Source organism: Pseudarthrobacter quantipunctorum (assembly GCF_045291495.1).
Classification (GTDB): domain Bacteria; phylum Actinomycetota; class Actinomycetes; order Actinomycetales; family Micrococcaceae; genus Arthrobacter; species Arthrobacter quantipunctorum.
Map to the genome: position 1 here is coordinate 2,324,080 of NZ_CP148033.1, position 26,264 is coordinate 2,350,343.

The 26,264-nt window shown below is 66.9% G+C and carries 29 protein-coding genes, 6 tRNA genes and 1 riboswitch; of the genes, 16 read left to right on the forward strand and 19 right to left on the reverse strand.

Annotated features, from left to right (window positions below):
- Window positions 1–11: 11 nt before the first annotated feature.
- The 3 genes from WHH00_RS10550 to hisI all read right to left on the reverse strand — a co-directional run bounded on the left by WHH00_RS10550 (window position 12) and on the right by hisI (window position 2,828).
- Window positions 12–704, reverse strand: a complete 693-nt coding sequence (locus tag WHH00_RS10550; protein ID WP_406632596.1) for a Trp biosynthesis-associated membrane protein — start codon at window positions 702–704, stop codon at window positions 12–14.
- Complete coding sequence (locus WHH00_RS10555) at window positions 704–2,266, reverse strand: anthranilate synthase component I (protein ID WP_406632598.1); 1,563 nt, start codon at window positions 2,264–2,266, stop codon at window positions 704–706. The genes WHH00_RS10550 and WHH00_RS10555 overlap by 1 nt, the downstream gene beginning before the upstream one ends.
- A 118-nt stretch (window positions 2,267–2,384) precedes the next feature.
- Complete coding sequence (hisI, locus tag WHH00_RS10560) at window positions 2,385–2,828, reverse strand: phosphoribosyl-AMP cyclohydrolase (RefSeq protein WP_406632600.1); 444 nt, start codon at window positions 2,826–2,828, stop codon at window positions 2,385–2,387.
- A gap of 111 nt (window positions 2,829–2,939) precedes the next feature.
- Here hisI and WHH00_RS10565 point away from each other — a divergent pair, with 111 nt between their 5' ends.
- Window positions 2,940–3,584, forward strand: a complete 645-nt coding sequence (locus WHH00_RS10565; RefSeq protein WP_406632602.1) for a TIGR03085 family metal-binding protein — start codon at window positions 2,940–2,942, stop codon at window positions 3,582–3,584.
- 82 nt (window positions 3,585–3,666) lie between these two features.
- Here the strand turns inward: WHH00_RS10565 and hisF are convergent, their stop codons facing one another.
- From hisF to WHH00_RS10635, 14 genes are all read right to left on the reverse strand, one after another.
- Entirely contained in the window at window positions 3,667–4,443 is a 777-nt protein-coding gene (gene hisF / locus WHH00_RS10570; RefSeq protein WP_406632604.1) for an imidazole glycerol phosphate synthase subunit HisF, read from the reverse strand.
- Between the two features lie 55 nt (window positions 4,444–4,498).
- A complete protein-coding gene (hisG, locus tag WHH00_RS10575; protein ID WP_066275344.1) occupies window positions 4,499–5,359 on the reverse strand; it encodes an ATP phosphoribosyltransferase in 861 nt (286 codons plus the stop codon).
- 90 nt (window positions 5,360–5,449) lie between these two features.
- The gene (locus WHH00_RS10580) at window positions 5,450–5,713 is read right to left on the reverse strand and encodes a phosphoribosyl-ATP diphosphatase (RefSeq protein ID WP_015936881.1); all 264 of its coding nucleotides are present in this window, start codon (window positions 5,711–5,713) and stop codon (window positions 5,450–5,452) included.
- Between the two features lie 103 nt (window positions 5,714–5,816).
- Complete coding sequence (ribH, locus tag WHH00_RS10585) at window positions 5,817–6,305, reverse strand: 6,7-dimethyl-8-ribityllumazine synthase (protein ID WP_104187712.1); 489 nt, start codon at window positions 6,303–6,305, stop codon at window positions 5,817–5,819.
- 72 nt (window positions 6,306–6,377) lie between these two features.
- Window positions 6,378–7,187, reverse strand: a complete 810-nt coding sequence (gene ribA / locus WHH00_RS10590) for a GTP cyclohydrolase II (RefSeq protein ID WP_406632607.1) — start codon at window positions 7,185–7,187, stop codon at window positions 6,378–6,380.
- Window positions 7,184–7,915, reverse strand: a complete 732-nt coding sequence (gene ribB / locus WHH00_RS10595; RefSeq protein WP_406632609.1) for a 3,4-dihydroxy-2-butanone-4-phosphate synthase — start codon at window positions 7,913–7,915, stop codon at window positions 7,184–7,186. Before ribB ends, ribA begins: the two co-directional genes overlap by 4 nt.
- The gene (locus WHH00_RS10600; RefSeq protein ID WP_406632611.1) at window positions 7,912–8,556 is read right to left on the reverse strand and encodes a riboflavin synthase; all 645 of its coding nucleotides are present in this window, start codon (window positions 8,554–8,556) and stop codon (window positions 7,912–7,914) included. Before WHH00_RS10600 ends, ribB begins: the two co-directional genes overlap by 4 nt.
- Window positions 8,556–9,623, reverse strand: coding sequence for a bifunctional diaminohydroxyphosphoribosylaminopyrimidine deaminase/5-amino-6-(5-phosphoribosylamino)uracil reductase RibD (gene ribD / locus WHH00_RS10605; RefSeq protein ID WP_406638562.1), 1,068 nt, complete (start codon window positions 9,621–9,623; stop codon window positions 8,556–8,558). The genes WHH00_RS10600 and ribD overlap by 1 nt, the downstream gene beginning before the upstream one ends.
- 293 nt (window positions 9,624–9,916) lie before the next feature.
- A riboswitch (FMN riboswitch) is annotated at window positions 9,917–10,066 on the reverse strand.
- Window positions 10,067–10,105: 39 nt separating this feature from the next.
- Window positions 10,106–10,786 carry a ribulose-phosphate 3-epimerase gene (gene rpe, locus WHH00_RS10610; RefSeq protein ID WP_406638564.1) on the reverse strand — a complete coding sequence of 227 codons (681 nt, stop codon included), beginning with the start codon at window positions 10,784–10,786 and terminating at the stop codon, window positions 10,106–10,108.
- Window positions 10,787–10,821: 35 nt separating this feature from the next.
- The gene (locus WHH00_RS10615) at window positions 10,822–12,426 is read right to left on the reverse strand and encodes an RsmB/NOP family class I SAM-dependent RNA methyltransferase (protein WP_406632613.1); all 1,605 of its coding nucleotides are present in this window, start codon (window positions 12,424–12,426) and stop codon (window positions 10,822–10,824) included.
- The gene (gene fmt, locus WHH00_RS10620) at window positions 12,423–13,343 is read right to left on the reverse strand and encodes a methionyl-tRNA formyltransferase (protein ID WP_406632615.1); all 921 of its coding nucleotides are present in this window, start codon (window positions 13,341–13,343) and stop codon (window positions 12,423–12,425) included. The genes WHH00_RS10615 and fmt overlap by 4 nt, the downstream gene beginning before the upstream one ends.
- Window positions 13,340–13,939: a peptide deformylase gene (gene def / locus WHH00_RS10625; RefSeq protein WP_406632617.1), complete on the reverse strand. Its 600-nt coding sequence runs from the start codon at window positions 13,937–13,939 to the stop codon at window positions 13,340–13,342. Before def ends, fmt begins: the two co-directional genes overlap by 4 nt.
- Before the next feature lie 93 nt (window positions 13,940–14,032).
- Window positions 14,033–14,893: a cytochrome gene (locus WHH00_RS10630; protein ID WP_406632619.1), complete on the reverse strand. Its 861-nt coding sequence runs from the start codon at window positions 14,891–14,893 to the stop codon at window positions 14,033–14,035.
- Window positions 14,894–14,994: 101 nt separating this feature from the next.
- Window positions 14,995–15,066: transfer RNA gene (locus WHH00_RS10635), tRNA-Val, on the reverse strand.
- 307 nt (window positions 15,067–15,373) lie between these two features.
- Between WHH00_RS10635 and WHH00_RS10640 the strand changes: the two genes are divergently transcribed.
- The 7 genes from WHH00_RS10640 to WHH00_RS10670 all read left to right on the forward strand — a co-directional run bounded on the left by WHH00_RS10640 (window position 15,374) and on the right by WHH00_RS10670 (window position 17,848).
- Window positions 15,374–15,446, forward strand: a tRNA-Gly gene (locus tag WHH00_RS10640).
- A 47-nt stretch (window positions 15,447–15,493) separates the two neighbouring features.
- Window positions 15,494–15,564: transfer RNA gene (locus WHH00_RS10645), tRNA-Cys, on the forward strand.
- 41 nt (window positions 15,565–15,605) lie between these two features.
- Window positions 15,606–15,680: transfer RNA gene (locus WHH00_RS10650), tRNA-Val, on the forward strand.
- A gap of 58 nt (window positions 15,681–15,738) precedes the next feature.
- Window positions 15,739–15,811 (forward strand) — tRNA-Gly (locus WHH00_RS10655).
- A gap of 40 nt (window positions 15,812–15,851) precedes the next feature.
- Window positions 15,852–15,923 (forward strand) — tRNA-Val (locus WHH00_RS10660).
- Between the two features lie 238 nt (window positions 15,924–16,161).
- A complete protein-coding gene (locus tag WHH00_RS10665) occupies window positions 16,162–16,425 on the forward strand; it encodes an antitoxin (RefSeq protein WP_174179273.1) in 264 nt (87 codons plus the stop codon).
- A gap of 139 nt (window positions 16,426–16,564) precedes the next feature.
- The gene (locus WHH00_RS10670) at window positions 16,565–17,848 is read left to right on the forward strand and encodes a benzoate/H(+) symporter BenE family transporter (protein ID WP_406632621.1); all 1,284 of its coding nucleotides are present in this window, start codon (window positions 16,565–16,567) and stop codon (window positions 17,846–17,848) included.
- On the opposite strand, the gene zapE is transcribed toward WHH00_RS10670, so the two are convergent.
- Window positions 17,805–18,842, reverse strand: a complete 1,038-nt coding sequence (zapE, locus tag WHH00_RS10675) for a cell division protein ZapE (RefSeq protein ID WP_406632623.1) — start codon at window positions 18,840–18,842, stop codon at window positions 17,805–17,807. The genes WHH00_RS10670 and zapE overlap by 44 nt on opposite strands.
- Window positions 18,843–19,105: 263 nt before the next feature.
- Here zapE and WHH00_RS10680 point away from each other — a divergent pair, with 263 nt between their 5' ends.
- The 4 genes from WHH00_RS10680 (at window position 19,106) to WHH00_RS10695 (ending at window position 21,517) form a co-directional block, all read left to right on the forward strand.
- On the forward strand, window positions 19,106–20,029 hold the full coding sequence (locus tag WHH00_RS10680) for a sulfurtransferase (RefSeq protein WP_406632625.1): 924 nt from the start codon (window positions 19,106–19,108) through the stop codon (window positions 20,027–20,029).
- Between the two features lie 38 nt (window positions 20,030–20,067).
- Complete coding sequence (locus WHH00_RS10685) at window positions 20,068–20,526, forward strand: SufE family protein (RefSeq protein WP_350002269.1); 459 nt, start codon at window positions 20,068–20,070, stop codon at window positions 20,524–20,526.
- Between the two features lie 20 nt (window positions 20,527–20,546).
- Window positions 20,547–21,047 carry a Cys-tRNA(Pro) deacylase gene (ybaK, locus tag WHH00_RS10690; RefSeq protein WP_406632627.1) on the forward strand — a complete coding sequence of 167 codons (501 nt, stop codon included), beginning with the start codon at window positions 20,547–20,549 and terminating at the stop codon, window positions 21,045–21,047.
- Window positions 21,048–21,304: 257 nt separating this feature from the next.
- Window positions 21,305–21,517: a hypothetical protein gene (locus WHH00_RS10695; protein WP_406632630.1), complete on the forward strand. Its 213-nt coding sequence runs from the start codon at window positions 21,305–21,307 to the stop codon at window positions 21,515–21,517.
- A 63-nt stretch (window positions 21,518–21,580) separates the two neighbouring features.
- Here WHH00_RS10695 and WHH00_RS10700 read toward each other — a convergent pair whose 3' ends face one another.
- Window positions 21,581–22,855: an alpha/beta hydrolase family protein gene (locus WHH00_RS10700; protein ID WP_406632632.1), complete on the reverse strand. Its 1,275-nt coding sequence runs from the start codon at window positions 22,853–22,855 to the stop codon at window positions 21,581–21,583.
- A gap of 126 nt (window positions 22,856–22,981) precedes the next feature.
- On the opposite strand from WHH00_RS10700, the gene WHH00_RS10705 reads away from it, so the two are divergent.
- From WHH00_RS10705 to WHH00_RS10720, 4 genes are all read left to right on the forward strand, one after another.
- A complete protein-coding gene (locus WHH00_RS10705) occupies window positions 22,982–23,473 on the forward strand; it encodes a hypothetical protein (RefSeq protein WP_406632635.1) in 492 nt (163 codons plus the stop codon).
- Window positions 23,474–23,487: 14 nt separating this feature from the next.
- Window positions 23,488–24,015: a peptide-methionine (R)-S-oxide reductase MsrB gene (gene msrB / locus WHH00_RS10710; protein ID WP_406632637.1), complete on the forward strand. Its 528-nt coding sequence runs from the start codon at window positions 23,488–23,490 to the stop codon at window positions 24,013–24,015.
- A gap of 144 nt (window positions 24,016–24,159) precedes the next feature.
- The gene (locus WHH00_RS10715; RefSeq protein WP_406632639.1) at window positions 24,160–25,527 is read left to right on the forward strand and encodes a DUF6421 family protein; all 1,368 of its coding nucleotides are present in this window, start codon (window positions 24,160–24,162) and stop codon (window positions 25,525–25,527) included.
- A complete protein-coding gene (locus tag WHH00_RS10720; RefSeq protein ID WP_406632641.1) occupies window positions 25,524–26,258 on the forward strand; it encodes an SDR family oxidoreductase in 735 nt (244 codons plus the stop codon). Before WHH00_RS10715 ends, WHH00_RS10720 begins: the two co-directional genes overlap by 4 nt.
- Window positions 26,259–26,264: the final 6 nt, after the last annotated feature.

Below are 26,264 nucleotides of genomic sequence, written 5' to 3' on the forward strand. Positions count from 1 at the left end.
TATACGCCGGGTCAGGTGGGATCGTCGCCGCGGGAGAGCCGGTCCCAGCTGTCGATCTCGTCCACCGGGCCTGCCGCCGCGGGACTGCCGGGCGCCGGTGCGTCATATTTAGTCCGCGCTTTCCAGTACCGTCCTGCGGGGACGATCAGCAGGGCTGCCAGTGCCAGCAGGCATCCGGCAACGACGGCAAGGACCGGGAAGGCGGTGACCGCCACCTGGGCCTGGCTTCCGGTGACGCCGGTGGCTTCGGCAATGGAACCCTGGGCCGCTGCCAGCGGGTTGGTGAGGACGGTTGCAGCGGCAGCAACGATTCCGGCGGACGCCAGGACGATGATGGCGGTGATGATCCACCGGGCGATCCTGCCCGCGATCGCGGCTGCCAGGCCGCCGGCCAGTGCCACCAGTGCCAGGGCCGTGACAGCGGTGGCTGCCTTGCTGCCCTGCACCGGGAGCGGCTCCTGCGCGGCGCCGCCCTGGCCAAGCTGGTTGGGATCGAGGGTGACGCTGATCCAGGTCTGGGTGGTGGTGCCGAACACCGCCAGCGCCAGGACGGAAATGAGCAGCACCAGCGTGGACCTGCGTGCCCAGGCGGGCGCAACCGGGCCCTTGCCCGCAGCTGCCGCCTCTCCTGCACCTGCCCGCGCTGCTCCGCCTGCCTGTCCTGCTGCGGGTTCCTGCCCTGTTCCGGGTCCCGGACCGGGCATCAGGAGTCCGACCTGCCGGGCAGCGAGTCCGCCGAGATGTTCTGCAGCGTGCCCGCGGTGTGGACGGCCCGGAGGGGCGCTGCGGCCTTGTTGACGGTTTCCAAAGCCTCGGTGTCGTTGACCGAATCAGCCACGATGCCGCCACCGGCCTGGACGTAGGCGCGCCCGTCGCGGATCAGGGCCGAGCGGATGGCGATTGCCATGTCCATGTCGCCCGCGAAATCGAGGTATCCCACCACTCCGCCGTAGATGCCGCGGCGGTGGGGTTCGAGTTCATCCAGGAGGCGCAGCGCACGGGGTTTGGGGGCGCCGGAGAGGGTGCCGGCCGGGAACGTTGCCTTGAGGACGTCGTACGCTTTGGCCGGGGGTGAGAGCTTGCCCACCACCGTGGACACCAGGTGCATGATGTGGCTGAAGCGCTCCACTTCCATGAACTGGGTGACGTCCACCGTCCCCGCCACGCAGACCTTGGACAGGTCGTTCCGTGAGAGGTCCACCAGCATCAGGTGTTCGGCACGTTCTTTCTGGTCCGCCAGGAGCTCCTCGGCAAGCGCCTTGTCCGCCTCCACCGTCCTGCCCCGCGGGCGCGATCCAGCGATGGGGTGGGTGATGACTTCCTCGCCGGTCACCGTTACCAGGGCCTCGGGCGAGGATCCGACGATGGAGTACTCGCGGCCCTCCGCGTCCTCGAGGCTGAAGATGTACATGTAAGGGCTCGGGTTGGTGTTCCGCAGTACCCGGTAGACGTCCAGGGCCGATGCCTGGCACTCCATCTCGAAGCGGCGGGAGATCACCACCTGGAACACCTCGCCGTCAACGATGGCCTCCTTGCCGCGGTCGAGGGCAGCCAGGTACTCGGCTTCGTCCCAGCGTTCCTGGACGCTGGAGGCGAAGTCCAGTGCCGCCGGAGCCAGGACTGAGACGGGCTGGGCCACGGGGGTGCTGACCTTGGCAAGCAGCGCCTTGACCCTGGCCACGGCGTCGTGCCAGGCCTCATCCACGCGCTCCGAACTGTCGTCGAAGTTGATGGCGTTTGCGATGAGCAGCACCGTACCGTCCACGTTGTCGTGGACCGCCATGTCCGTCACCAGGTTCAGCGCCATCTCCGGGAGTTGCAGGTCGTCCTCGGGCGGGCTGACCAGGCGTTCCCAGTGCCGGACTGTTTCCCAGCCCAGGAAGCCCACCAAGCCTGAGGTAAAGGGCGGCAGTCCGTCGAACCTGTCGGTGCGGAGGGCCTCAATGGTGTCGCGGATGGCATCCACGGGGCTGCCGTCCACCGGGACGCCGGCGGGAGGCTCGCCCAGCCAGTGCGCGTTGCCGTCCTTGGTGGTCAGCGTGGCCCTGGACCGCGCGCCGATGAAGGAGTAGCGGGACCACGCCCCGCCTACAGCGGCCGATTCCATCAGGAACGTGCCGGGCTGGCCGTTGGCGAGCTTCCGGTACAGGCCGATGGGGGTCTCGGCGTCGGCGAGCACCTTGAGGCGGACGGGGATGACGCGGCTGTGCCCGGCGAGCTCCCGGAATTCCTCGAGGCCCGGGCTGATGATTCCAAGGTCCTGCATGGCTATGCTGTTCCGCCTGTTCTCGTTGGGCCGTCTGCGCCGGCGCGTCTGGGTGTTCTTGCGGGGGTGGCCGGCCCTCCCCCGCGTGACCGCAGCTGGCTGCGGGTCGTGAAGAGTTTCAGCCGGCCTGGCCGGTGGTGACGGCGAGGTCCCGGCCGTCGAAGCAGGTGCGGGTGCCGGTGTGGCACGCTGCGCCCACCTGGTCCACCCGTACCAGCAGCGCGTCGCCGTCGCAGTCCATTGCCACTGACTTGACCCACTGCACATGCCCGGAGGTATCGCCCTTGCGCCAGTACTCCTGGCGGGAGCGCGAGTAGAAGGTGACCCGCCCGGTGGTCATGGTGCGGTGCAGCGCTTCGTCGTCCATCCAGCCCAGCATCAGGACCTCGTTGGTGTCGTACTGCTGCACCACCGCGGCAACCAGGCCGGCGCTGTCACGCTTGAGCACGGCGGCCAGGTCCGCGGGAAGCGGGCTTGGCGATGTAGCGGCGGCCGGGCCGGGCGGGACAGCCACAGGCACGGCGGGGCCGGAGTTCGGGACGGGGGCGGGGTACTCAGACATCAGGTCAAGTCTAGTGCCTGTACGCCGGCCCGAACGTGTGTGAACGACGGCACGCCAGCAGGGGTGGCCGCGCTGCCCAACTCCGCGCCGGTCATGCTAGTTTCACAAGTGATGCATTTCGTCGAACCGTCCCGAGAAGTCCTGGCCGAGACCCTGCTTGCGGCCGGTCCTGATGCGCCCACGCTGTGCAAGGGCTGGCGCACCAGGGACCTTGCCGCGCACCTGTACCTGCGCGAACGCAAAGCAGCCGTGGGGCTGGGCCTGATTATCAAACGCCTGGCCAAAGCCTCGGACCAGGCCACTGCCAGGCTCGCGGCGAAGCTGACCACTGCCGAAGCCTATGCAAAGCTGGTCAACACGTTCCGGGCAGGACCGCCGGCGCTCTCCCCGATGAACATCAAGGCCCTCGACGAAAGTGCCAACCTCATCGAGTACTTCGTGCACACGGAGGACATCCGCCGCGCAGTTGACCGGTGGGCGCCGAGGGCACTCGACGAGGCGTACTCGGAGGCCCTCTGGGACGAGCTCGTCAAGCGCGCCGCGATCCTTTACCGCGGCGTCGACCTGGGAATTGTCCTGGTCCGGCCGTCCGGGCCCCGGCACGTCGCCAAGCGCGCACCTGTTTCGGTGGCCATCGTGGGCGAGCCGGGCGAGCTGCTGATGCACGCCCATGGCCGCACCCGCCACGCCCTGGTGACCTTCGAAGGCCAGCCCGACGCCGTCGCGCTCCTCCAGTCAGCCGAAGTGGGCCTTTAACCCCTCCAACTGAGTAGCGCCAAGTGTCGTTATGAGCCCTCAAAAAGACACTTGGCGCTACTCAGTTGGGTTGGGACACGCGTTAGCGGACCTCGAAGCCTGCGTCCCGGATGGCGTCCTTAACTTGGGACATCATGTTGTCCGGTCCCCAGTGGAAGATGGAGGCTGCCAGCACCGCGTCGGCACCCGCGGCGACGGCCGGCGGGAAGTGGGCAGGCTCCCCTGCTCCGCCGGACGCAATGAGGGGCACCTTGACCGCAGCCCGGACCAGCCTGATGAGTTCCAGGTCGAAGCCGTCCTTGGTGCCGTCAGCGTCAATGGAGTTGAGCAGGATCTCGCCCACGCCGCGGTCCGCGGCTTCCTTGGCCCACTCGATGGCGTCGATCCCGGTGCCGGTCCGTCCGCCGTGGGTGGTCACTTCAAAGCCCGACGGCGTGGGCTGGGAACCGGGGCGGGTGCGGCGGGCATCAAGGGACAGGACGAGGACCTGCGAGCCGAAGTGCCGGGTTATTTCGTCAATGACACCGGGCCGGGCAACGGCGGCGGTGTTGATGGACGCCTTGTCCGCCCCGTACCGCAGCAGCTTGTCCACCTCTGCGACGCCGCGGACACCGCCGCCAACGCAGAGCGGGATGAAGACTTCCTCGGCAGTCCGGCGGACCACGTCAAAGGTGGTCTCCCGGTTGCCTGAGGACGCCGTGACGTCGAGGAAGGTCAGCTCGTCCGCACCGGCGTTGTCGTAGCGGTGCGCCAGCTCCACGGGATCGCCGGCGTCCCGCAGGCCTTCGAAGTTAACGCCTTTGACGACGCGCCCGGCGTCCACGTCGAGGCAGGGAATGACGCGTACTGCTACTGCCATGGGAACTCCTGGAAATTCTGGCTTGACTGCGCGGGTGGGTGCTGCGGGGGACGGCTCAGATGCGGCAGGCGTGGATGCTGCTGACCAGGATGGCGCGGGCGCCGAGGTCGTAGAGCTCGTCCATGATCCGGTTGGTTTCCTTCTTGGGCACCATGGAGCGGACTGCCACCCAGTCCGAATCCCGCAGCGGGGAGACGGTGGGTGATTCAAGGCCGGGGGTCAGGGCAGCGGCACTTTCCACAAGTTCCTTGCGGATGTCGTAGTCCATCAGCACATACTGGCGAGCCACCAGCACGCCCTGCAGGCGGCGGATCAGGACTTCGATCTCCTTGGCTGTGCCGTTCGCGGCGCCGCCTTCGCCGGTGCGGCGGATCAGCACGGCCTCGGACTTCAGGATGGGATCGCCGAAGATTTCCATGCCGGCAGCCTTCAGGGTGTTGCCGGTTTCGACGACATCGGCGATGGCGTCTGCCACGCCCAGCCTGACCGATGACTCAACGGCGCCGTCCAGCCGGACAACCTTGGCGTTGATGCCCTTCCCGGCGAGGTAGCCGCGGAGCAGGCCGTCGTAGCTGGTGGCCAGCCGCTTGCCCTCAAGCTCCTCGACTTTGGCGAAGTCCCCCACGGGCCCCGCGAAACGGAAGGTCGATGCAGCGAAGCCCAGCGGAAGCAGCTCTTCGGCCTCCACCTCGGCGTCCAGGAGCAGGTCGCGTCCGGTGATGCCGACGTCGAGCGTTCCCTGGCCAACGTACACCGCAATGTCGCGGGGGCGGAGGAAGAAGAACTCGATGTCGTTGTCCGGGTCCACCATGACCAGTTCGCGGGTGTCCCGGCGCTGGCGGTAGCCCGCCTCGGACAGCATGGCGGAGGCGGCTTCGGACAGGGAGCCCTTGTTGGGGACGGCTACTCGCAGCATTGGAGGTCTTTCTGGTTTGGGGAGGTCTAGGTGTTCAGGCAATGCAGGCCACGGCGGGCACCGGCGGCTTGGAGCGCGCCGGACCGGTGGCTACAGATGCTTGTAGACGTCTTCCAGGGTCAGGCCTTTGGCGAGCATCAGAACCTGCAGGTGGTACAGCAGCTGGGAGATTTCCTCTGCCGCGGCTTCATCGGATTCATATTCGGCAGCCATCCAGACTTCGGCTGCTTCCTCAACGACTTTCTTGCCGATGCCGTGAACACCGGAGTCCAATTCAGCGACGGTGCGGGAGCCTTCCGGGCGGGTGGCTGCCTTCTCGCTGAGCTCAGCGAACAGCGTCTCGAAATTCTTCACGCCCTCCAGCCTACTTGCTGCAGCCCACGGGGCGCTTCCCGGGCCGTTGCATGACGGGCGCGATGTGAGCGAATACACACGCGCGCCCGTCCTGCAGGGTCCGTTATTTGCCGTACTGCTTGAGTACGACGGCGGTGGCCAGCGCCGCGGTGACGGCCTCGTGGCCCTTGTCTTCCTTGGAGCCGGGAAGTCCTGCCCGGTCAAGGCCCTGCTGCTCGGTGTCGCACGTCAGGACGCCGAAGCCCACGGGGACGCCGGTGCGCACGCTGACGTCGGTGAGTCCCGACGTCGCTGCCTGGCACACGTAGTCAAAGTGCGGGGTTCCGCCGCGGATTACGACGCCGAGTGCAACAACGGCGTCGAAGTGCGGTGCCAGGCGGGCGGCAGCGACCGGCAGCTCAAAGCTGCCTGGAACGCGCAGGACGGTGGGCTCGGCAATGCCGGCGTCCTTGGCTGCCCGGAGTGCACCGTCCAGGAGGCCGTCCATAATCTGGGTGTGCCAGCTTGCCGCCACAATCGCCAGCCGCAGCTGGGACGTTTCCGCGGGGTTGAGGGTGCTGAGGTCGATATCGGGGGCGCCGTGTCCGCTCATGGGTCAGTCTGTTCCGTTCAGTCGTGGTGGTGTGTCTTGCCGGTGCTGCGGCCCGTGGTGTGCCGCAGCGCGTCAGTCTTGTTCGTGCTCGAAGGTTTCCGGGGTGGTGACGGGAACCGCAACCACATGGGTGTCCAGCAGCAGCCGGTGCTCCATGCGGTCCTTCTTGGTCCGCAGGTAGCGGATGTTCTCATCGCGGGACGGCACCTCTGTGGGAACCATCTCCACAACCTTCACGCCCGCCCGTGCCAGCCTGTTCTGCTTGTCCGGGTTGTTGCTCAGGAGCCGCACCTCATGGAGGCCCATTTCCGCTAGGACCTGAGCCGCGGCGTTGTAGGAGCGGGCGTCCACGGGGAGCCCCAGCTGCTCGTTGGCCTCCACCGTGTCAAAGCCCGCCTCCTGCAGCGCGTAGGCCTTGATCTTGTTGGCCAGGCCAATGCCTCGGCCCTCCTGCCCGCGCAGGTAGAGCAGCGTCCCGCCGTTTTGCTGGATCATTTCCAGGGCGAAGGCAAGCTGCTCCCCGCAATCGCAGCGGTACGAGCCAAAGATGTCGCCGGTGAGGCATTCCGAGTGCAGCCGGACGAGGGGCGCCTTGCCGTCCTTGGGCGGGTTGGGTGAACTGACGGCGAGGTGCTCAACGCCGGTGACCAGGTCCGTCCAGGCCTGCGCCACGAAATCACCGAAGGCCGTGGGCAGCTGCACTACCGGGCCGCCGCTTACCGGATGCGGGGTAACGCCGCTGCCGCTGCGTTCCTGCCCGCTGGCAGCGGGTTCGTGGCTGTCCTGGGAAGTAGGGTGGCTGTTCAGGGAAGCCGCAAGGCCCTCCGGGGAAGTCCCGTGGCCGTTCGGCGAACCGCTGCCGCGGGCTGTCGAAGAGGTCATCGTGTCTCCTTCTTGCCGCCCGGAACCTCGCGGGCGCTCTTCGTGGGTTCGCTTCCCCCCGCTGCGAGGTAGGCCGCCAGATCCTCAATGGAAATCAGGGGGCAGCCGTGCTCAGCTGCGAAGGTCAGGAGCCCGTCCAGGCGCATCATCTCGCCGTCGTCATATACAACTTCTGCAATCACGCCCACCGGCTCAAGCCCGGCCAGGCGGCACAGGTCCACCGCGGCCTCGGTGTGGCCGGGACGTTCCCGCACACCACCGTCAACTGCACGGAGCGGGAATATATGCCCGGGCCGGGTCAGGGACGCCGGCACGGCGTGGGGGTCCGCCAGGACCCGGGCGGTGAGGGCCCGGTCCGTGGCGGAGATCCCTGTGCTGACACCGAGGGCGGCGTCGCAGGAAACGGTGTAGGCGGTCCCCTTGGCGTCCTCGTTGACCGCCACCATGGGAGGCAGCGCAAGGGCATCCGCCCGGTCCCCGGACAGCGGAACGCAGATGACGCCGGAACTGTGGCGGATGGTCCATCCCATCAGCGCGGGGGTGGCATGCTGCGCCGCGAAGATGATGTCGCCTTCGTTTTCGCGGTCCTCGTTGTCCACCACAAGCACCGGCCTGCCGGCGGCCATGGCCTGCACGGCTGCCTCGATGGAGTCCAGTCCGCGGGTACCCGGGGTAGGTTCAGCGCCTGTTTGCGACGCCTCGGGCTCGAGCCGGAGAACGGCGTTCACGGTGCACCTCCGTCAAGGACAGCAGACGCTGGTGTGCTGAAGGCAAGCAGGCGTTCGGTGTACTTGGCCAGGACATCCGCCTCAAGGTTGACCCGGCTGCCCGTGGTCTTGGAACCCAGCCCGGTCTCGGCCAGGGTGGTGGGAATCAGGCCGACTTCGAACCAGGGCTCGCGCTCGGCGGCGTCGCTGACGGCCGTGACAGTGAGGGAGACGCCGTCGATGGCGATGGAGCCCTTTTCCGCGATGTAGCGGGCCAGGTTGGCCGGCACGCCGAACCGGAGCCGCTCCCAGTTGCCCAGGGCTTCCCGTTCCAGCAGCACGCCCACGCCGTCAACATGCCCCTGCACCACATGCCCGTCCAGCCGGCCGCCCGCGGGAACGCAGCGCTCCAGGTTGACGGAGTCGCCCGGCGCCAGTTCCCCGATGGTGCTGCGGACCAGGGTCTCCCCCATCACGTCGACACTGAATTCGGTGCCGTTGATCTCGGTGGCCGTAAGGCAGACCCCGTTCACGGCGACCGAGCCGCCCAGGGCGAGCCCTTCAGTGCTGCCGGGTGCGTGCAGCCGGAGGGTGGCGCTGGCGTCCCCGTCCCTCTCGACGGACAAAACGTGCCCTTGTTCGGCAATAATTCCGGTAAACATCAGTGGCCTTCCTGGGCTTGCTCCGCGGTTCCGCGGGATGGTTGGGGGTCTAGGGCAACGGTTCGTTGCGGTCTTAGGTGAAGTCTCAGGTCGCGGCCCAACCTGCGCACGGCACCGCCGTCGGACTCGTCCCATTCCCACTGCTGGGCGTCGCCGAGGGTGGTGATTCCAAGGCCGTCCAGGGCGGGGGTGCCGGAGCCGAGCAGTGTGGGCGCCAGGTACACAATGAGTTCATCAACAAGCCCGGCGGCAAGGAAGGCGCTGAGGATGCGCGAGCCTCCCTCCACCATGAGGTGGCGGGTCCCGGACGCATAGAGCAGGGACAACGCCTCGTGGGGGTCGCGGGTGCGCAGGTGCGCGACGCGCCCGTCCGTTCCGCGCACGGCGGCCCCGCCGGGGACGTCCCGCAGGCCCATGACAGCCCGTACCGGCTGGTTCGGCGCCGGTGTTCCCTGCGGGTCGCGGGCGGTGAGCCGGGGGTTGTCCACCAGGACGGTCTGGGTCCCCACCAGGATGGCGTCGATCCGCCCGCGGATGGCGTGGTTGTCCGCCAGGGATTCCGGGCTGGAGATCCACTGGCTGGTGCCGTCCTGGGCAGCGATGCGGCTGTCCAGCGTCTGGGCGATGTGGAGGGTGACAAAAGGCCGCTTTGCCGTCACCGCTTCAAACCACTGCCGGTTCAAGTCCAGTGATTCAGCAGCTCCCAGGCCGCTGCGGACGCGCACGCCGGCGGCACGCAGCGTTGCCGCTCCACCCGCAGCAGGGTCATGCGGATCGTCCACGGCGTACACCACGTCCGTGATGCCGGCGGCAATGATCGCCTGCGTGCACGGGCCGGTGCGTCCCAGGTGGTCGCAGGGCTCCAGCGTCACCAGCATGGTGCAGCCCGAAAGGTCCAGGCCAGCTGCTGCCGCCTGGGCAATGGCATCGGCCTCCGCATGCGCGGTGCCGGCGCCGCGGTGGAGCCCGGTGATCAGGTGGTTGCCCTTAGGATCGACGACGACGGCGCCCACCAGGGGGTTCGCCCCGCGCGGGCCCCGCAGGGCTGCTTGCAGTGCAGCCTCCATGGCCCGGGTCTCGCCGGCGCTGAAGGCGGTCACCACACCGTCGGCGGGCTGGAGCGGGTGGCCCGGATGGAGGGTGGTGGCGGCGGCACCGGTTCCAGGAAACTGGTTGGCCGCCGTCATGCAGCGACCATCGCCGCGGCGGCGTCCTGCGCTGAAGCGGCGGGACGTTCGGCAGTTAAGAGCCATCGCTGGGGGTTCATGCTGTGTCGTTCCTTCCCTCTCGAACCGCGATGGCTCCGGGGGTATACGACAGCAGAAGGCTGCGGGACCGGGACGGGCCCACAGATACAGCTGTACGTGCTTCTCTCATCCAGACTTTAACTGTCGGTACCGGAATTTCACCGGTTCAACCGTCTGCCGGGCTTTCCTTGCGGAAGGCACCTGCTCGCGGGTCGCGGACTGTCACCGCCGGTTCGGACTTACACCGACCCCGGAGCACGTATGTGTGTTGCTATTGTGCCATAACAGGCGCGGGCTCCCCGCTATTCCGCAGACGCCGCACGTAACGGACGGCTGCCCTGGACACGGAGCCGTTCGATGGCTGCGGCGGGATCGTCAGCACCGTAAACAGCGGAACCGGCCACAAAAATGGTGGCGCCGGCTTCTGCTGCCCGGACGATGGTTTCCTCCGTGATGCCGCCGTCCACCTGGATGGCCACGCCGGCTCCGGACCCGTCGATGGCCGCCCTTGCCCGCCGGATCTTCGGCAGGGTGAGGTCCAGGAAGGCCTGTCCACCGAACCCGGGCTCAACGGTCATGATGAGCAGCATGTCCAGCTCGGAGAGCATGTCCAGGTACGGCTCAACAGGGGTGGCGGGCCGGAGCGCCATTCCCGCTTTTGATCCCCTGGTGCGAAGTTCGCGCGCCAGCTTCACCGGCGCAATCGATGCCTCGGCATGGAAGGTGACCGAGGCCAGGCCGGCGTCGGCAAATCCCGGCGCCCACCGGTCGGCATCGGCGATCATGAGGTGCGCGTCGAGGGGGATGGGGCTGACAGCCTGAATGCGCTGCACCACGGGCAGTCCGATGGTCAGGTTGGGGACGAAGTGGTTGTCCATGACATCCACATGCACGGCGTCAGCGGTGCTGATGCGCTGCAGTTCGGCCTCGAGGTTGACGAAGTCGGCGGAGAGGATGCTCGGGTTGATGCAGCATTGCGTCATGGGGTTGCCTTTCACTGGTCTGTTGTTGCTTGCGCCTAGGCCTTTTTATGGATGAGCGCCAGGAACATGGCGTCCGTGCCATGGATGTGCGGCCAGAGCTGCGCCGTGGACTCGTGGCCCGCGTCCAGCTTCCCCGGAAGGCTGACGGCGTCCACCGCTGCCCCGGCGTCCAGGAGTTCCAGGTCCTCACGCTTGCGGAGGGCGTCGGCAACCACGGCCGTCGTCTCCGCCGGATGCGGGGAACACGTCACGTAGGCCACCACTCCCCCGGGCCGCACGGCTGCCAGGGCCGAGGCGAGGAGCTCGCGCTGCAGCGGGCCAAGGTCCGCCAGGTCCTTGGGCGACCGGCGCCAGCGGGACTCGGGCCGGCGCCGCAAGGCGCCCAGCCCGCTGCAGGGAACGTCCACCAGGACGCGGTCAAAGGAGCCGGGCTTTTCGGTGCCGAGCTCGCGGCCGTCGCCGGTCCGGACCTGCCAGGTTTCCCGCGGGACGGCGGCGAGGGCCTGGCTCACCAGCTTGGCGCGGTGCGGGGCGGGCTCATTGGCCAGGAGCGTGGCACCCCGTTGCTTCGCCAGTGCAGCCAGCAGGGCGGCCTTTCCGCCGGGGCCGGCGCAGAGGTCCAGCCACGCCTCGGCTTTTCCATCGCCAGGTCCGCCTGCCGGCCCGCCAAGATCGACCGATGCCATGGCCCTGGCCACCAGCTGCGAGCCGACGTCCTGGACGCGGGTGGTTCCTTCCCGGACAGAGGAGAACCGTCCCAGGTCTCCGCCGCTGGAAAGCGCGGAGCCCTCAACAAGTTCGCCCGGAGCAGCGCCGTGCTCCAGTGCCTCGTCGAGGTTGCCAAGGCCGGGAAGGGCTACCAGGTTGACCACGGGAGCTGCGTTGTCCGCCTCCAGCAGGTCCTGGATTTCATCGGCGGAGCGCCCGTGTGCAACCAGTGACTGCCGCATGGCACGGACGATCCATTCGGGGTGGGCGTAGCGGAGCGCAGCGATCTTCGTTGCGTCGGTTTCCCCTGCCACGAGCTCATCCAGCCACTCCTCAAGGGTGCGCGCGGCAACTTTGCGCAGCACGGCATTGATGAGCGCAGACGGGCCAGCTCCAATCACGGCGCGCGCCAGGCCGACGGTCTGGTCCAGGGCCGCGTGCGCCGGGACGCGCATGGCCAGCAACTGGTGCACGCCAATCCGCAGGGCGTCCAGCACGGCAGGGTCCAGCTGGTCCAGCGGGCGGTCCACACAGCGGGCCAGGATGGCGTCGTAGGTGCCTTGGCCGCGCAGGGCGCCGTACGTCAGTTCGGTGGCGAATCCGGCATCGCGCTTGTCCAGCCCGTGGTGGCGGATCCGTGCCGGCAGCACAAGGTTGGCGTAGGCGTCCTCCGCCGCCACGGCCCGCAGGACTTCGAAAGCGACCAGCCGGGCGGGATCGGCCCGGCGGGTGCGCTGGGAGGGGGCGCTGTCCGTGAAGTTCCGCTGCGGACCGCGGTTGCGTTCACGGCCCTGGGCGTTTCGACGGCTGTTATCCCGGGGTCCGCCTTTGCCCCGGCCCTGCCCTGTACTGTCTTTCCCGGAGCTGCCTTTGCCTGTGTTGCCCTGACCGCCGCTGCCGCGCCCGCCTGGATTGCCGCCGGACCCGCTCATTCGAACACCACGCTTTCAAGGGAAGCCATGCCGCGTGCCCAATCAGCAGCGGCCATCATCTTTTTGCCCGCAGGCTGGATCCGGGTCAGTTCCACGGCATGGGAGCCCGTGCCCACCAGAACGCTCTTGCCGTGCAGCGACAGGGCGCCCGGAGCAAGCGTCGTGACATCGGGCCGCAGCCGGACAGGTTCCAGTTTGACCCGCTGTCCGTCCAGGACCGTCCATGCCCCCGGTTCGGGAGTGACGCCGCGCGCCTGCCGGCCAATGGCAAGTGCGGGATGGTTCCAGTTGAGGTGGCCGTCCTCAAGGGTCAGCTTGGGTGCCAGGGAAACCTCGCCTGCCTGCGGCTGCGGCGCCGCTTTGCCAGCCTCGACAGCAGACAGCGTCTGGGCCATGAGGACCGCCCCGCTCCGGGACAGCCTTTCCAGGAGTTCACCAGCGGTATCCTCCGGGCCAACGGATTCTGTCAGGGTACCGAAAACAGGACCCGTATCCAGCCCCTCTTCCAACAGGAACGTCACGGCCCCGGTGACGTCGTCCCCGGCCATGACGGCACGCTGCACGGGTGCGGCTCCGCGCCAGGCCGGCAGGAGGGAGAAGTGCAGGTTGACCCAGCCGTACCGGGGAACAGCCAGGGCTGCAGGCGGAACCAGTCCGCCGTAGGCCACGATCGCGGCCACGTCCGGGTTTACGCCGGAAATCCTGGCAGTCGCCTCGGCGTCTACACGCGCTGCGTGGATGACCTCGATGCCGAGCTCAGCTGCGCGCGCAGCCACGGGCGACGGCGTCAGGACCCGCTTGCGGCCCACGGGGGCATCGGGACGGGTCAGCACGGCAACGACCTCGAAGCCTGCCTCCACCAGCGCATCAATGGACGGGACGGCGACAGCGGGAGTCCCCGCAAAGAGGACCCTCACCCGGCGTTACCGGCCGCTCCGGCACCAAAACTGGAGCCGGGCGTGGAGCCGCCGAAACTGGACCCCACCGTTTTGGCCCGTTTGGCGGCCGTCCGCTCGGTGACAGAGCCGTAGTTGGCGTTCCTGATTGACCGCAGGGCGGCCTTGCGGTCCTCCCCCTCAAGCCGATCGGTGTAAAGGATGCCGTCCAGGTGGTCGTTCTCATGCTGGAAGCACCGTGCCAGCATCCCTTCCCCTTCCACCGTGACGGGGTTTCCGTGCATGTCCACTCCGGTCACGCGGGTGGAGCGGAAACGCCGCACGGGAAAACCGAGGCCCGGGATGGACAGGCAGCCCTCCACCTGGTCCTCCTGGTAGTCACCGCTGTTTTCCAGGACGGGGTTAATGATGTGGCCTTCCACGCCGCCAATCCGGTAGGTAAAGACGCGTTGGCTGATGCCCACCTGGGGCGCGGCCAGGCCTGCACCGTCCACGTCCTCCATGGTTTCGGTCATGTCCGCCACCAGTTTGGCCAGCTCCGGCCCGAATTCCGTCACGGGATCGGCCACTGTGCGCAGCACAGGATCGCCGATGATGCGGATATTCAGGATAGCCATGCGCAGTAATTCCTTACAGTTGGCGGTAAAGGGAACCTGTCCAGTTTAGGCGCAGTCATCTGGTCCGCAGACATCCCAAGAGCAGACAAAGCGCTAGGCCGTGCGCGCCTGTGCCAGCGGCGGCGGTGCGATGGGAAGCAGCGCGGCACCGGCGCTGATGGTATCCGCGTTGAGCTCCCACACCCGCCGCAGGGCACAGAACTTCCACCAGTGGTGCTTGAGGACGTCGGGGTTGGCCCGCACGGGACGAACTTCGGTTTCGCCGATGGCCACCGCCAGCAGGACGGGGTCCTCACCGTATTTCCACGGCTCCCAGGTCCCGGCCTCGGGATCAACCAGGCTCTCTTCCGCCTTCATCCCGGCGACGAGCTGCATCACCACCTTGTCATCGAGCGGTTTGACCAGGCCGTCCCGGGTGGTGCCTTTGGTTTTGTAGTCGATGAGGCAAACGCGGCCGTTGATTCGGGCCACCAGGTCCAGCGTTCCCGCATATCCCACCGCGTTGTTCCACACGGTGATTTCCGGGGCGATGGGTTCCACCCGGAACAGCTCCCACCACTCGTCAAAGCGCACCGCGAAGGCTTCCTCGCCGTTAACTGCCAGGGCCTCGCGGGCTTCCTTCATGGTGTGCGGGCGGCCCAGGGCGCGGAGGGCCACCTGCTCGCAGTAGTTGTGCACGCGGTCCCCACGCTTGGCGGCGTCGTCCCGATAGGTCTCGGCTGCCTTGGCTGCGCGGCTGACAGCCTGGCGGATTTTGGCAGGACTTCCCAGGCAGTCAGCCAGCAGCGGATCGTTTGCCAGGCTGCTGGCGCCCATGTACCCGAACCAGCCATCCAGCCCGTGCGGCTGCTGGCTGATAACAGTGGTGATGGACGGAACCGAAAATTGCTCCGACGTTGAACGGGCGTACATACGGCCGTATTCGGTGGCGTGGGCGAGGAGTGGAGCTGTCATGGAAAAAACTCTTTCACAGGGGGCCGACAAAATCTGCAGGCATGGATCCGCGCATAAAAAAGGTCCGCTTCCGCTGCGAGCGGAAACGGACCTTTGTGCGGTGGGCGATACTGGGTTCGAACCAGTGACCTCTTCGGTGTGAACGAAGCGCGCTACCACTGCGCCAATCGCCCTGGTGCACTTGAATGCTAGCCGACACCGCACCCAATTCAAAAATCGGCGCCCGCGCAGCCATGCCGGACAGCCGGAAGGGGGCAGGCGCGTCCCGCCAACCCGCCGGACGCGGCACCCAGGCCACCCACCCGTCGTCGTGAATTACACGGCTGTAAGTACGCGAAAACCGCGCCCTTGCTGGGAAGGACGGACACAAAGGGTGGGCGAGGCACTGGCGATTTGGAGAATCCCTGAACCTCCTATATTGTTTTTACTCGTTGGAACGCGAGGAAATGCCGGGAACGGCAGGGAATCAGCCTCCAAAATGCGGACGTAGCTCAGCTGGTAGAGCACCACCTTGCCAAGGTGGATGTCGCGAGTTCGAATCTCGTCGTCCGCTCGCAGGACACTGTCACAGCAAAAATTCTTCGGAATGGGCGCTAACACGGTGGGTTGGCCGAGAGGCGAGGCAGCGGCCTGCAAAGCCGTATACACGGGTTCGAATCCCGTACCCACCTCGGTGAAAACCATGGTTTCCGGATAATACCCGGATGGACATGGGCGATTGGCGCAGCGGTAGCGCGCTTCCCTGACACGGAAGAGGTCACTGGTTCGATCCCAGTATCGCCCACCAAGCAAGGAAACTTGCTTCAGGCAGTTCGCCCGGCCCTGGCCGGAACGTACTCCATTTTGCGGACGTAGCTCAGCTGGTAGAGCACCACCTTGCCAAGGTGGATGTCGCGAGTTCGAATCTCGTCGTCCGCTCTCTTGTTTTTACAATCCCATAAGCCGGACTTCCGGTTCCGGGCGATTGGCGCAGCGGTAGCGCGCTTCCCTGACACGGAAGAGGTCACTGGTTCGATCCCAGTATCGCCCACATCCAGCAGCTCCCCCCGGGAGCTGCTTTTTTCTTGCCCGGCCACCCCTCCCCCCACTCGCCATCACCGGGCGTCCCCCTCCGCGGCAGCCACAGCAGACAGAGCGATCCCGTTGGCGGAACGGCATCCGCTGCGGGCGAACGCCCGGAACCCCCGATTTCCTTGGCATGCCTTCCCGGCGGCGCTAGGATCGAATGCGGAGGAGCGACCTGGCTCCGCGATTGAAGGGAGGTGCTCGTGGGACTGATTGACGATCTAAAGGGCAAGGCTCAGGGTCTCATCCGCGGCAACGAGCAGGCCATCAAGAACGGCATCAACAAGGCCGGTGATTTTGTGGACACCAAGACCGGAGGCAAGTACTCGGGCCACGTCAACAAGGTCCAGGATGGCGCTTCCAAGCTCATTGACAAGAACGGAACCCCGGGACAGGCACCTGCCGCCGAGCAGGTTCCGCCGGTAACTCCCGTCAACCCGGTTCCGCCGGCTGACAGGACTCCGTAACAGGATTTGGCCAGGGTCTTGCCCTAGCACGTCAAGGGGGTGCAGGTCCCGCCGGGAGGCGGCACCTGCACCTTCGGCGTTTAACCGGCATGTCAGGGCCGATGAAGGGTTCGCGAAAGAGGGCCGGTAACCTGCCCGTATGGCGAAATCCCCTACCTTCACCACGGCACACCAGCCACCCGGGCAGTCCCGGCTCGACTCCCGGCCCATTGTGGCGGGCATTGTCACTGCTCTGGTGGGCTTCACGTCGTCCTTCGCCGTGGTGCTGGCCGGGCTCAGGGCAGTGGGTGCCAGCCCTGAGCAGGCAGCGTCCGGACTGCTGGCGCTGACCGTGGCCGTGGGCCTGGGGGTGCTCTGGCTTGCGTGGCGTTCCAAAGTGCCGGTGACACTTGCGTGGTCCACGCCCGGCGCTGCCCTGCTGGCAACGTCCGGAGCGGTCGACGGCGGGTGGCCTGCCGCCGTCGGGGCCTTCCTTGCCACCGGGGTACTGATTGCCATGACAGGTTTGGTGCCTGCCCTGGGCCGGCTGATGGCGAGGATCCCGGCAACCCTTGCGCAGGCTATGCTTGCCGGCGTCCTGCTGCAGCTCTGCCTTGCCCCCTTCAAGGCGCTGGGGACTGTTCCGCTGTTCATTGCGCCGGTCATCCTGTGCTGGCTGCTGATGATGAAGCTGGCGCCCCGCTGGTCCGTGCCGGCAGCCCTGCTGGTGGCCCTGGCCGTGATCGGCATTTCCCTGGCCGCAGGGGGCAGCTCCCCGGGTGACGGGGAGATCCTTCCAGGCTTGGCCTGGACCGCGCCTGCGTTCAGCCTGCAGGCGATGGCGGGTATTGCGCTTCCCCTGTTTGTGGTGACGATGGCGTCACAGAACGTTCCCGGCGTGGCTGTCCTGCGGTCCTTCGGCTACGACACCCCGTGGCGTCCGGCCATGCTGGTGACCGGCGCCGGTACCGCGGCGGCAGCTGGGTTCGGCGCCCACGCCGTCAATCTGGCAGCGCTCAGCGCCGCCCTGGCAGCTGGCGAGGAGGCAGGTCCGGACCGGCACCGCCGGTGGGTGGCCGGCTTCACGTCCGGATTTGCCTACCTTGTGCTGGCTGCGTTCTCCGCTGCGCTGGTGGCCCTGGTGACCGCCGCACCGGCCGGCATGCTCGAGGCAGTGGCCGGCCTTGCACTCCTGGGAACCCTTGCCGGTGCCGTTTCAGCCGCGCTGGCCGACCCAGAGGACAGGATAGCCCCGGCGGTCACCTTCCTCATGGCGGCCTCGGGCCTTGCTTTCGCCGGTATCGGGTCGGCGTTTTGGGCCCTCGCCGCCGGGCTGGCGGTTCGCCTGGTGCTGAAGCCGCACAGTCCCGGAGCAGCAGGCTTACCAGGCTGTACCTCCGCTAGGAGGGTTCGTGGTTTTGGCCTTCGCGGGCCAGTGCGGTGAGCCGGGAGACGGCGCGGAAGTACTTCTTCATGTAGCCGCCCGTCATCATTTCCTCCGTGAACAGCTGGTCGAACGGCACCCCGCTGGCGAGGATGGGGACATCCTTGTCGTAGAGCCTGTCAGCAAGCACCACGAACCTCAGCGCCACCGCCTGCTCAGTGATGGTGTGGACGTTGCGCCACACCACCCCGTCAATGCCGTCAATCAGCTGGCGGTAGCGGCTGGGGTGCACCCCTGCAAGGTGGTGGATCAACGTGCTGAATTCGTCCTGGGCCACCGTCTTCCCGTCGAATTCCGCTTTCATGTGCGAGGACAGTTCAGTGTTCTTCAGCGGTGCCGGCGCTGCCGGCAGCCCGCGGTGCCGGAAGTCTTCCCCGTCGATCCGCAGGACGTCGAACTGGTCCGCGAGGACCTGGATTTCGCGCTGGAAATCCACCGCCGCGAACCTGCCGTCGCCCAGCGAACCGGGCAGGGTGTTGGAGGTGGCCGCAAGTTTCACCCCGGCGTCTGCCAGTTCCCGCATCAGCCGGGACATGAGGACGGTGTCGCCGGGATCGTCGAGTTCGAACTCATCGATGCAAACGAGCTTGTAGCTGCTGAGCGCGTCCACCGTCTTGCGGAAGGAAAGGGCGCCCACCAGGTTGGTGTACTCCACGAAGGTACCGAAGGCTTTGGGGCCGGGCGAGGCGTGCCACAGCGAGGCCAGAAGGTGGGTCTTGCCGACGCCGAACCCGCCGTCGAGGTAAATGCCGGCGCGGGACTCATCCTTCTTCGCGAAGAACTTCTTGAACAGTCCGCCCCCGCCCGCGGAGCCAACGCCGTCGGCAAACCCCTCGAGTGCCCTGACGGCTGCAGACTGGCTGGGCTGCTTGGGATCGGGGCGGTAGCTGGAAAACGAAACCTGGCCGAACCGGGGCGATGGATAGAAACCTTTGAGGAGCTCATCCACCGAAACTGCCGGAGTGCGGGCGGCAAGCTGTTCGATCTGTACCAAGGGGGTCCGTTCTGCTGGTGGTTGGTCCCCAGAAAGAATACCGGCAATGCGGCGTCTCCTTGCCCATATCCATGCCCTCACGTACTGCCGCCCCACGCTGTGTCACTGGTGCCTGGCCAGCCCGGGGTGATGAAGGCAACATTTCGTCGTATTAACGGAATACGGACACCGGCCGGGGTGCTGGCTAGTGTGGAAGCAGGTCCCAATGCCGGCCCCGCCAAGGTCCAGCAGGCTATCCGTGTCCTCAATGAAAGGCCAAGATCATGCCCTACCCCGTTGAACAGAACGAGAAGTTCGCTGCCTACGCCCATCCGGAGCGGCTGGTCTCCACCGGGTGGCTCGCTGCCGCTGTCGAAAGCGGCGCCGTCGCCAACGGCGAGCTGGTGGTGGTGGAGTCCGATGAAGACGTCCTTCTCTACGAAACCGGCCACATCCCCGGCGCCGTGAAGATTGACTGGCACACGGACCTGAACGACGACGTAACCCGCGACTACGTGGACGGCGCCGCGTTCGCCGAACTGGCGGCGTCGAAGGGCATCTCCCGTGACAGCACAGTGGTGATCTACGGGGACAAGTCCAACTGGTGGGCTGCCTACGCCCTGTGGGTTTTCGAGCTTTTCGGCCACCAGGACGTGCGCCTGCTGGACGGCGGCAGGGACAAGTGGATTACCGAAGGACGGGAACTCACCAGGGAAAAGCCGGCTCCGGCCAGGGGCGACTACCCCGTCGTCGAGCGCAATGACGCTCCCATCCGCGCCTTCAAGGAAGACGTCCTTGCCCATCTTGGCAAGCCGCTCATCGATGTACGCTCCCCCGAGGAATACACGGGCCAGCGCACGCACATGCCGGCCTACCCGGAAGAGGGCGCCCTGCGCGGCGGCCACATTCCCACCGCCGCTTCCATCCCCTGGGCCCGCGCCGCCGCAGCTGACGGCACCTACCGCAGCCGCGAGGAACTCGAGGCCCTCTACCTCGGCGAAGCGGGGCTGGCCGAGGGCGACGACGTCGTGGCCTACTGCCGCATCGGCGAGCGTTCCAGCCACACCTGGTTCGCTCTCAAGTACCTCCTGGGCTTTGAATCCGTCCGCAACTACGACGGCTCCTGGACCGAATGGGGCAACGCCGTGCGGGTACCGATCGTCAAGGGTGCCGAACGCGGTTCCGTTCCCGTTGCAGTCGGAGCCTGACGCGGCCCGCTCCACAGCGATTGCGTAGACTTGGACCGATGACTACTCAAGCTTTGCCTTCCGCCCTGGCGGCCATCGTGGACGATTTCCAGGCCATGTCCGAACCCGAGCGGCTGCAGCTGCTGCTGGAATTCTCCGAGGGCCTGCCGGAGCTGCCGGACCGGCTCAAGGACCACCCCGAACTGCTCGAGCAGGTTGTGGAGTGCCAGTCGCCGCTCTTCCTCACCATCGAAACGGAAAAAGACGGCGGCCCGGCCGGTACCGTGCGGCTGTTCTTCAAGGCTCCCGCCGAGGCCCCGACAACACGCGGGTTCGCCGGTGTGCTGCACGAGGGGCTGGACGGGCTGTCCGCCGAAGAGATCCTCGCTGTCCCGGACGATATGCCCGAACTCCTGGGACTCACCCGGGCCATCACGCCGCTGCGCATGCGGGGCATGACGGCCATGCTGGGACGGATCAAGCGCAAGGTCGCTGCCGCTTCCGGCGTGCGCTCCTAGCTGCTGCCCGGACCAGCACCATGGCCCGCAGGAATGCTTCACAGGGAACCCCGGCAACGGCGGCGCTGGCCGCGGCCGGGGTTCCCTTTGTGCTGCACCCCTACACGCACGATCCCTCGGCAGCCAGCTACGGGGCCGAGGCGGCCGAGGCCCTCGGGATCGACCCCTCAAGGGTCTTCAAGACGCTGATGGTTGAGGTGGAGGGCCGGCTGGCGGTGGGCATCGTCCCGGTCAGCGGAACCCTGGACCTGAAGGCGTTCGACACCGCTCTGGGGGCCAAGAAGGCGGCCATGGCGGATCCGGCCGCAGCCCAGCGGCGCACCGGCTACGTACTGGGCGGCATCTCCCCGCTCGGCCAGCGGCTGCCCTCCCCCACGGTGCTGGACTCAAGCGCCGTGGGCCTGCGAACACTGCTGGTCTCCGGCGGAAAGCGCGGCCTGGACATAGAACTGGCGCCGGCTGACCTGATCCGCCTCACCCAGGCAGTCACGGCACCCATAGGCTCGTTGTCCGCCCCATAGGGGTCGCAGCCCGTATACACCTGGCCCTTTTGCGGCGCTACAATCGATGCACCGATTCAGCACCAAAAATGCCACTTCTCTCATAGCCCCAAAACACGCCGCCGGCGCCGCCGTCGTATGTTCAAGGCACACAAGATCCGTCAGGGCGCACCTACCTGCAGCAGGATCAGCCCGACCGGCTGACGCAACGCCACTGGTCGGTTCAGCCGTTAGCCGGCCCGGCCTGACGCAGGGCCGATGTTTTATGGACAAACGTCATGCTCAAAACCCTGTTTTGCAAGGCAAACCTGGGGCACCACTGGGTGGCGGAAGCGGACCGCGACGGCACCTTCACGCGCCACTGCGTGAAGTGCGGAAAAGTCGATCCGCACGCCGCTCGATGGTCAGGACGTCTGTCGGACCGCGACCGTCCCACCCATTCCAACTTCGCGGATCCCATTACCCCTTCGGACGGTCCAGGCTTCAGCTGAAGCTGCTCCGGAGCAGGCGCGTCCCGCAACGGATTCAGCGCTGACAGTGGAACCTAAACCGTGTCAGGGGCTGACCGGGTTCAAGGCGCCCGGATTCAGCCGGGGTGCCAGCTGCTGCCGCAGCCACGCCTTGACCAGGCTTTCCCACCGCTCCGGATCAACGTTCCATTCCTTGGTGTGCCGTGCCTGGTGGAACGGCTCGAAGGTCACCATCTCCGGATTGCGCTCGGCGAGCAGGGCCGATGGCCGGTAGGGCACGTATTCGTCATCGACGCTGTGCACCACCAGCGTGGGCGTGCGGAGTTCGACTGCCCGCGACACCCAGTCCATCGCCTTCAGGTCAACCGGGGCGGACAATCCCGTGAGGCGCCGTCCCAGGGGATGCCCCAGCATAAGCTGGCCATACCGGCCCACAAGGGAGGGAATCCTGTTCAGCTGCGCATGATGGGCCAGGACATTCACCCAGTCAGTGACGGGCGCATCGAGCACCATCGCCCGGATGAGGTGGCGGTAGCGGGAAAGGTCGGCCGTCTGCAGGCAGATGGCGCCTCCCATGGACCACCCGAACAGCACGATCTCTTCCGCACCGTTGGCCAGCGCGTACTCGACTGCCGCTTCGACGTCACGCCACTCCGTCGAACCCAGGCCGTAACGGCCGTCATCGGCGGAGGGCGCAAGGCCGTCGTTGCGGTAGGAAACCAGGAGGCTGGTAAGCCCCAGCTCCAACGCCGGGCCTACAGCGCGCAGCGCCTCCTGCCGCGTGGCTCCGCGTCCATGCACCATTACCGCCCAGGTCCGGGCCGTTCCGCCGGCGCGGACGAGCCACGCGGGAGCCTGCCCCCGGTCGACGTCGATCATCACTTCCTCGTGCGGGATTCCGACGGCGGCAGGGTCCGGGTGGACAGCCCCGCTCCACCAGCCGCGGCGGGCCTTTGAGAGGTCACCGGCATAGACCGCTTCGACGTCCCGCAGGACGGTCCGCTCGGCGGGCGAGTAGGAGACGATGCGGCCGATCCGCGCGTGCCCTTTGCCGCCGTCGAAGAAGAACCCGTAGACACCGTCCACGGTGGTGTCGTCCGTGGCGGCAAAAATTGCCTGCTGCCGCTGGCCGTCCCTGATGAGCGCGAGCATTTCCTGGTCTGCTGCCCGCTGCCGCGCCGGCGTGATGACCCGCCGCGCGAAGTACACGGCGAGCGCCGATGACCCTGTGGCCAGCAGCCCTGCCAGGCCGCCTCCGCCGATCGCTCCGCCGATTGCCCATTTGGCGCGCAGCGACATCCCCCCGGTTTCGGGGGTGCTCTGAACGGGGGCGGGGCGGGTTTGCTGGAAAGATGCCATGAAACTATTCTTACCGGCCCGGCACCGATGCCCGCATTCCGCCGCGTGTGGCCGCTGCCCGCCGGCCCTCAGGGACGGGCGTGGCGGCCACTGCGCAGGGCAGCGCTGCAGGACTAGGCTAGGGCCATGAGTGAACCCATCGTCATCCTGACCGAAGAACCCCTGGGGGCGGACGACCGCCTGAACATCGAACGCCTCGTGGACGGCTCGGATACCCGCCTGGTTGTCCTGGTGCCGGCAAACACCGAGCGGCACCTGCTGGTGGACTTCCTCGAGAACCTTTCGCTGCTGGACATAGCAAAAGCCTTCCGGGAGTTGACCTCCCACGCCCCGGATCCCACCCAGGAACGTGCCAAGGCAGCCGAGACCCTGTCCGTATCCCTGGCGGCCCTGGAAGGACTGGGCTCAGGCGTTACAGGGGAAGTCGTGGACGGCGGGGCCGTCAGCGGACTGGTCTCCAAGGTACGCGAGACCGGCGCTGCGCAGGCTGTGGTGATTACCCGGCCGCATGCCGTATCAGACACCTTCCACACGGACTGGGCCAACAAGGCACAGGACCAGCTGGGCGTACCGGTGCTCCACCTGTACGCGGGCTCGGGATTTATTGGCGACTCGTGAGCGTTGAGAAGGCTATGAGCATTTTCGGAAACAGCATCTTCGGACATAAGGCCCCAGATACGGCCGCGCCTGCCCCTGAGGCGGCATCCGCCGGTTCCGCCCCCGGCGGCAAGGGCGTTGAAAAGAGCGATGCCCAATGGCGTGAGGAACTCACTCCGGAGGAATACCGCGTGCTCCGCCAGGCCGGTACCGAGCGTCCTTATACCGGTGAATACTGGGACACCCACACGGCAGGCGTTTACCAGTGCCGCGCATGTGGGACAGAGCTCTTCACCAGCAACGAAAAGTTCGATTCCCATTGCGGCTGGCCGTCCTTCTGGGCACCGCTTGCGGAAGGGAACGTCCGCTACATCCACGACCGCACCATGGGCATGGACCGGGTGGAGGTCCGGTGCGCAGCCTGTGATTCGCATTTGGGCCATGTCTTTGAGGGTGAGGGTTTCGGAACCCCCACGGACCAGCGCTACTGCATCAACTCCATCTCCATCCGGCTGGTCCCGCAGGAGGATCAGCAGGTCAGCGGAACGGAACCGGAGAAGTAATGCCCCAGCTGGCGGCCTCCTCCGGCAGCAATCTACGCACTCGAGCCTAACGCTTTCTTAGGCTTAGCCCCTTTCTGCATTAGCCCTACTGGTTGCTTGCTACGCTCGGCATTAGGTAGCAAGCAACCAGAAAGGCAGCCGACGATGACCGAAACCCTGACCACCGCCGTCACCGGGATTTCCGCGGAGAACCAGGACTGGAAGCGGCTCAAGGCCGCCGCCACCGCCCTCCAGGCCCTCCAGGCCCAGGACGGCTCCATCCCCGACGCCGCCCACCATTCCGAGGCAGCTTCGAAGGTGGAAGACATCGTCAGCGCCGTCCGCGCCCTCGCCCCCGCCTTCCCCCACGACGCCACATACCTGGACGCTGTGTGCACGGACTTTTCCAGCTGGGCGCGCTCCGGGTTTGCCATCCCTGACTTCCTGTCCTCCCTCCTGGCCTTCCAGCCTCAGGAGCAGCGGCGGAACGGCCTCCAGCACCTGGTGGTCTTCCCCATGTACACGCAGAACGGCAGCAGCAGCCGCCTCGTGGAGGCAGTCCTGATCGAGGTGATCTGGCCCGAGTTCATCGCCGGCCTCGAGGCGGGCGATTACTCGAACAAGCTGTTCGTTCCCATCCGCTTCGTGGACTTCACAGCCGGTTATGACACCAACTCCGCAGTACTCTTCCCTGAGACCGTCTCGGTCAGCAAGACCCCCACCTTCACCTGGGGAGCCATCTTCGCGGACCGGGAGGCGGCCAGGTTCCGCCGCGTCCTCAAAGCCGCAGCCGAGACCACCAGCCTGGAACTGCCCGACGGCGCGGCGGAAATGCTCGCCGACCAGGACCTGACCGAGGCCACCTTCGTCATGTGGGACCTGATCCACGACCGGACCCACATGCGTGGCGACCTGCCTTTTGATCCGTTCATGATCAAGCAGCGGATGCCCTTCTTCCTGTACTCGCTCGAGGAACTGCGCTGCGACCTGACTGCTTTCCGCGAGTCCGTACGGATCGAAAATGACGAGGACGCCGACCCTGAGTCTAGGCGCCACGCCAAACTGGTGCAGTACGCCATCATCTTCGACCGCATCTTCCGGTTCGCGATCACCGGCAGCCGGGTACGGAACTACGACGGACTGGGCGGCCAGCTCCTGTTCGCCTGGCTGCACCAGCAGCGGGTCCTGCACTGGACGGACACCCGGCTCACCATCGACTGGGACGAGGTAGCCAACGCCGTCATCGCGCTCGGCGCGAACATCGACGAACTGTACTGGCGCTCCATAGACCGGCCGAAGACCGCCCATTGGCTGGCCGCGTACCAGCTGATCTCCGCGACCGTCACTCCCCACCCGGCCTCCGTCTGGGCCAAGGGGCCGGAGGCACTGCCGCTGGCCGGTCCGCCCCGCGGCCTTACGGACCAGGTGCTTGACGACGAATTCCCGCTGTCCATGTTCTACGAAGCGCTGGAGAAGAAGATGCGCCCTGTCATCGAGTCCACTGCCGGGATCACCGGAGCCTCCGCCCTGTGACGGAAGCACCGGGTACAGCACCACAGCGGCTGAACGTTCTTGTTACCGGCGGCAGCGGAGCGTCCGGCATCGCCGTGGCCCGCGCGCTCCGGGAAGCAGGCCACCGCGTCTTCACCGTGGGGTCGGACCGGGCCAGGATCAGCGCGGCGGCGGAACAGGCGGGCGACGGCGTTGCCCCCTTTGTGTGCGACCTCGCCCAAATGGAAGAGGTCCGGCAGCTGCGCGCCGAGGTCTCCGCTGCCGCCGGACCAATGGACGCGGTCATCCACCTGGTGGGCGGCTGGCGCGGCGCACGCGGCATCACGGACCAGACGGACGAGGACTGGGACTTCCTTGAACGGGGAGCCATCACGACGCTCCGCAACGTTTCGCGCGTTTTTTACGACGACGTCGCCGCCTCCCCGAACGGCCGCTTCGCCCTGGTGTCCTCCACCGCCGTCAGCAAGCCCTCGGCGGCAGGAGCCAGCTATGCCGCAGCGAAGGCCGCCGCTGAAGCCTGGACTATGGCCGTGGCGGACGGCTTCCGCCGCGATTCCGGGAACGGCGGCGGCGCGGCAGCCGCCGTCGTCCTGGTGGTCAAGGCCCTGGTTGACGAGGGGCTGCGCCGCAGCCATCCAGGGCGGACTTTCCCGGGGGCAACGGACGTCGGGGACCTGGCGCGCGCCGTCGTCGGCCTCTTCCAGGCCCCGGCCGCTGAACTGAACGGCAGCCGGCTGCTGCTGGCGCCCTGACTTACC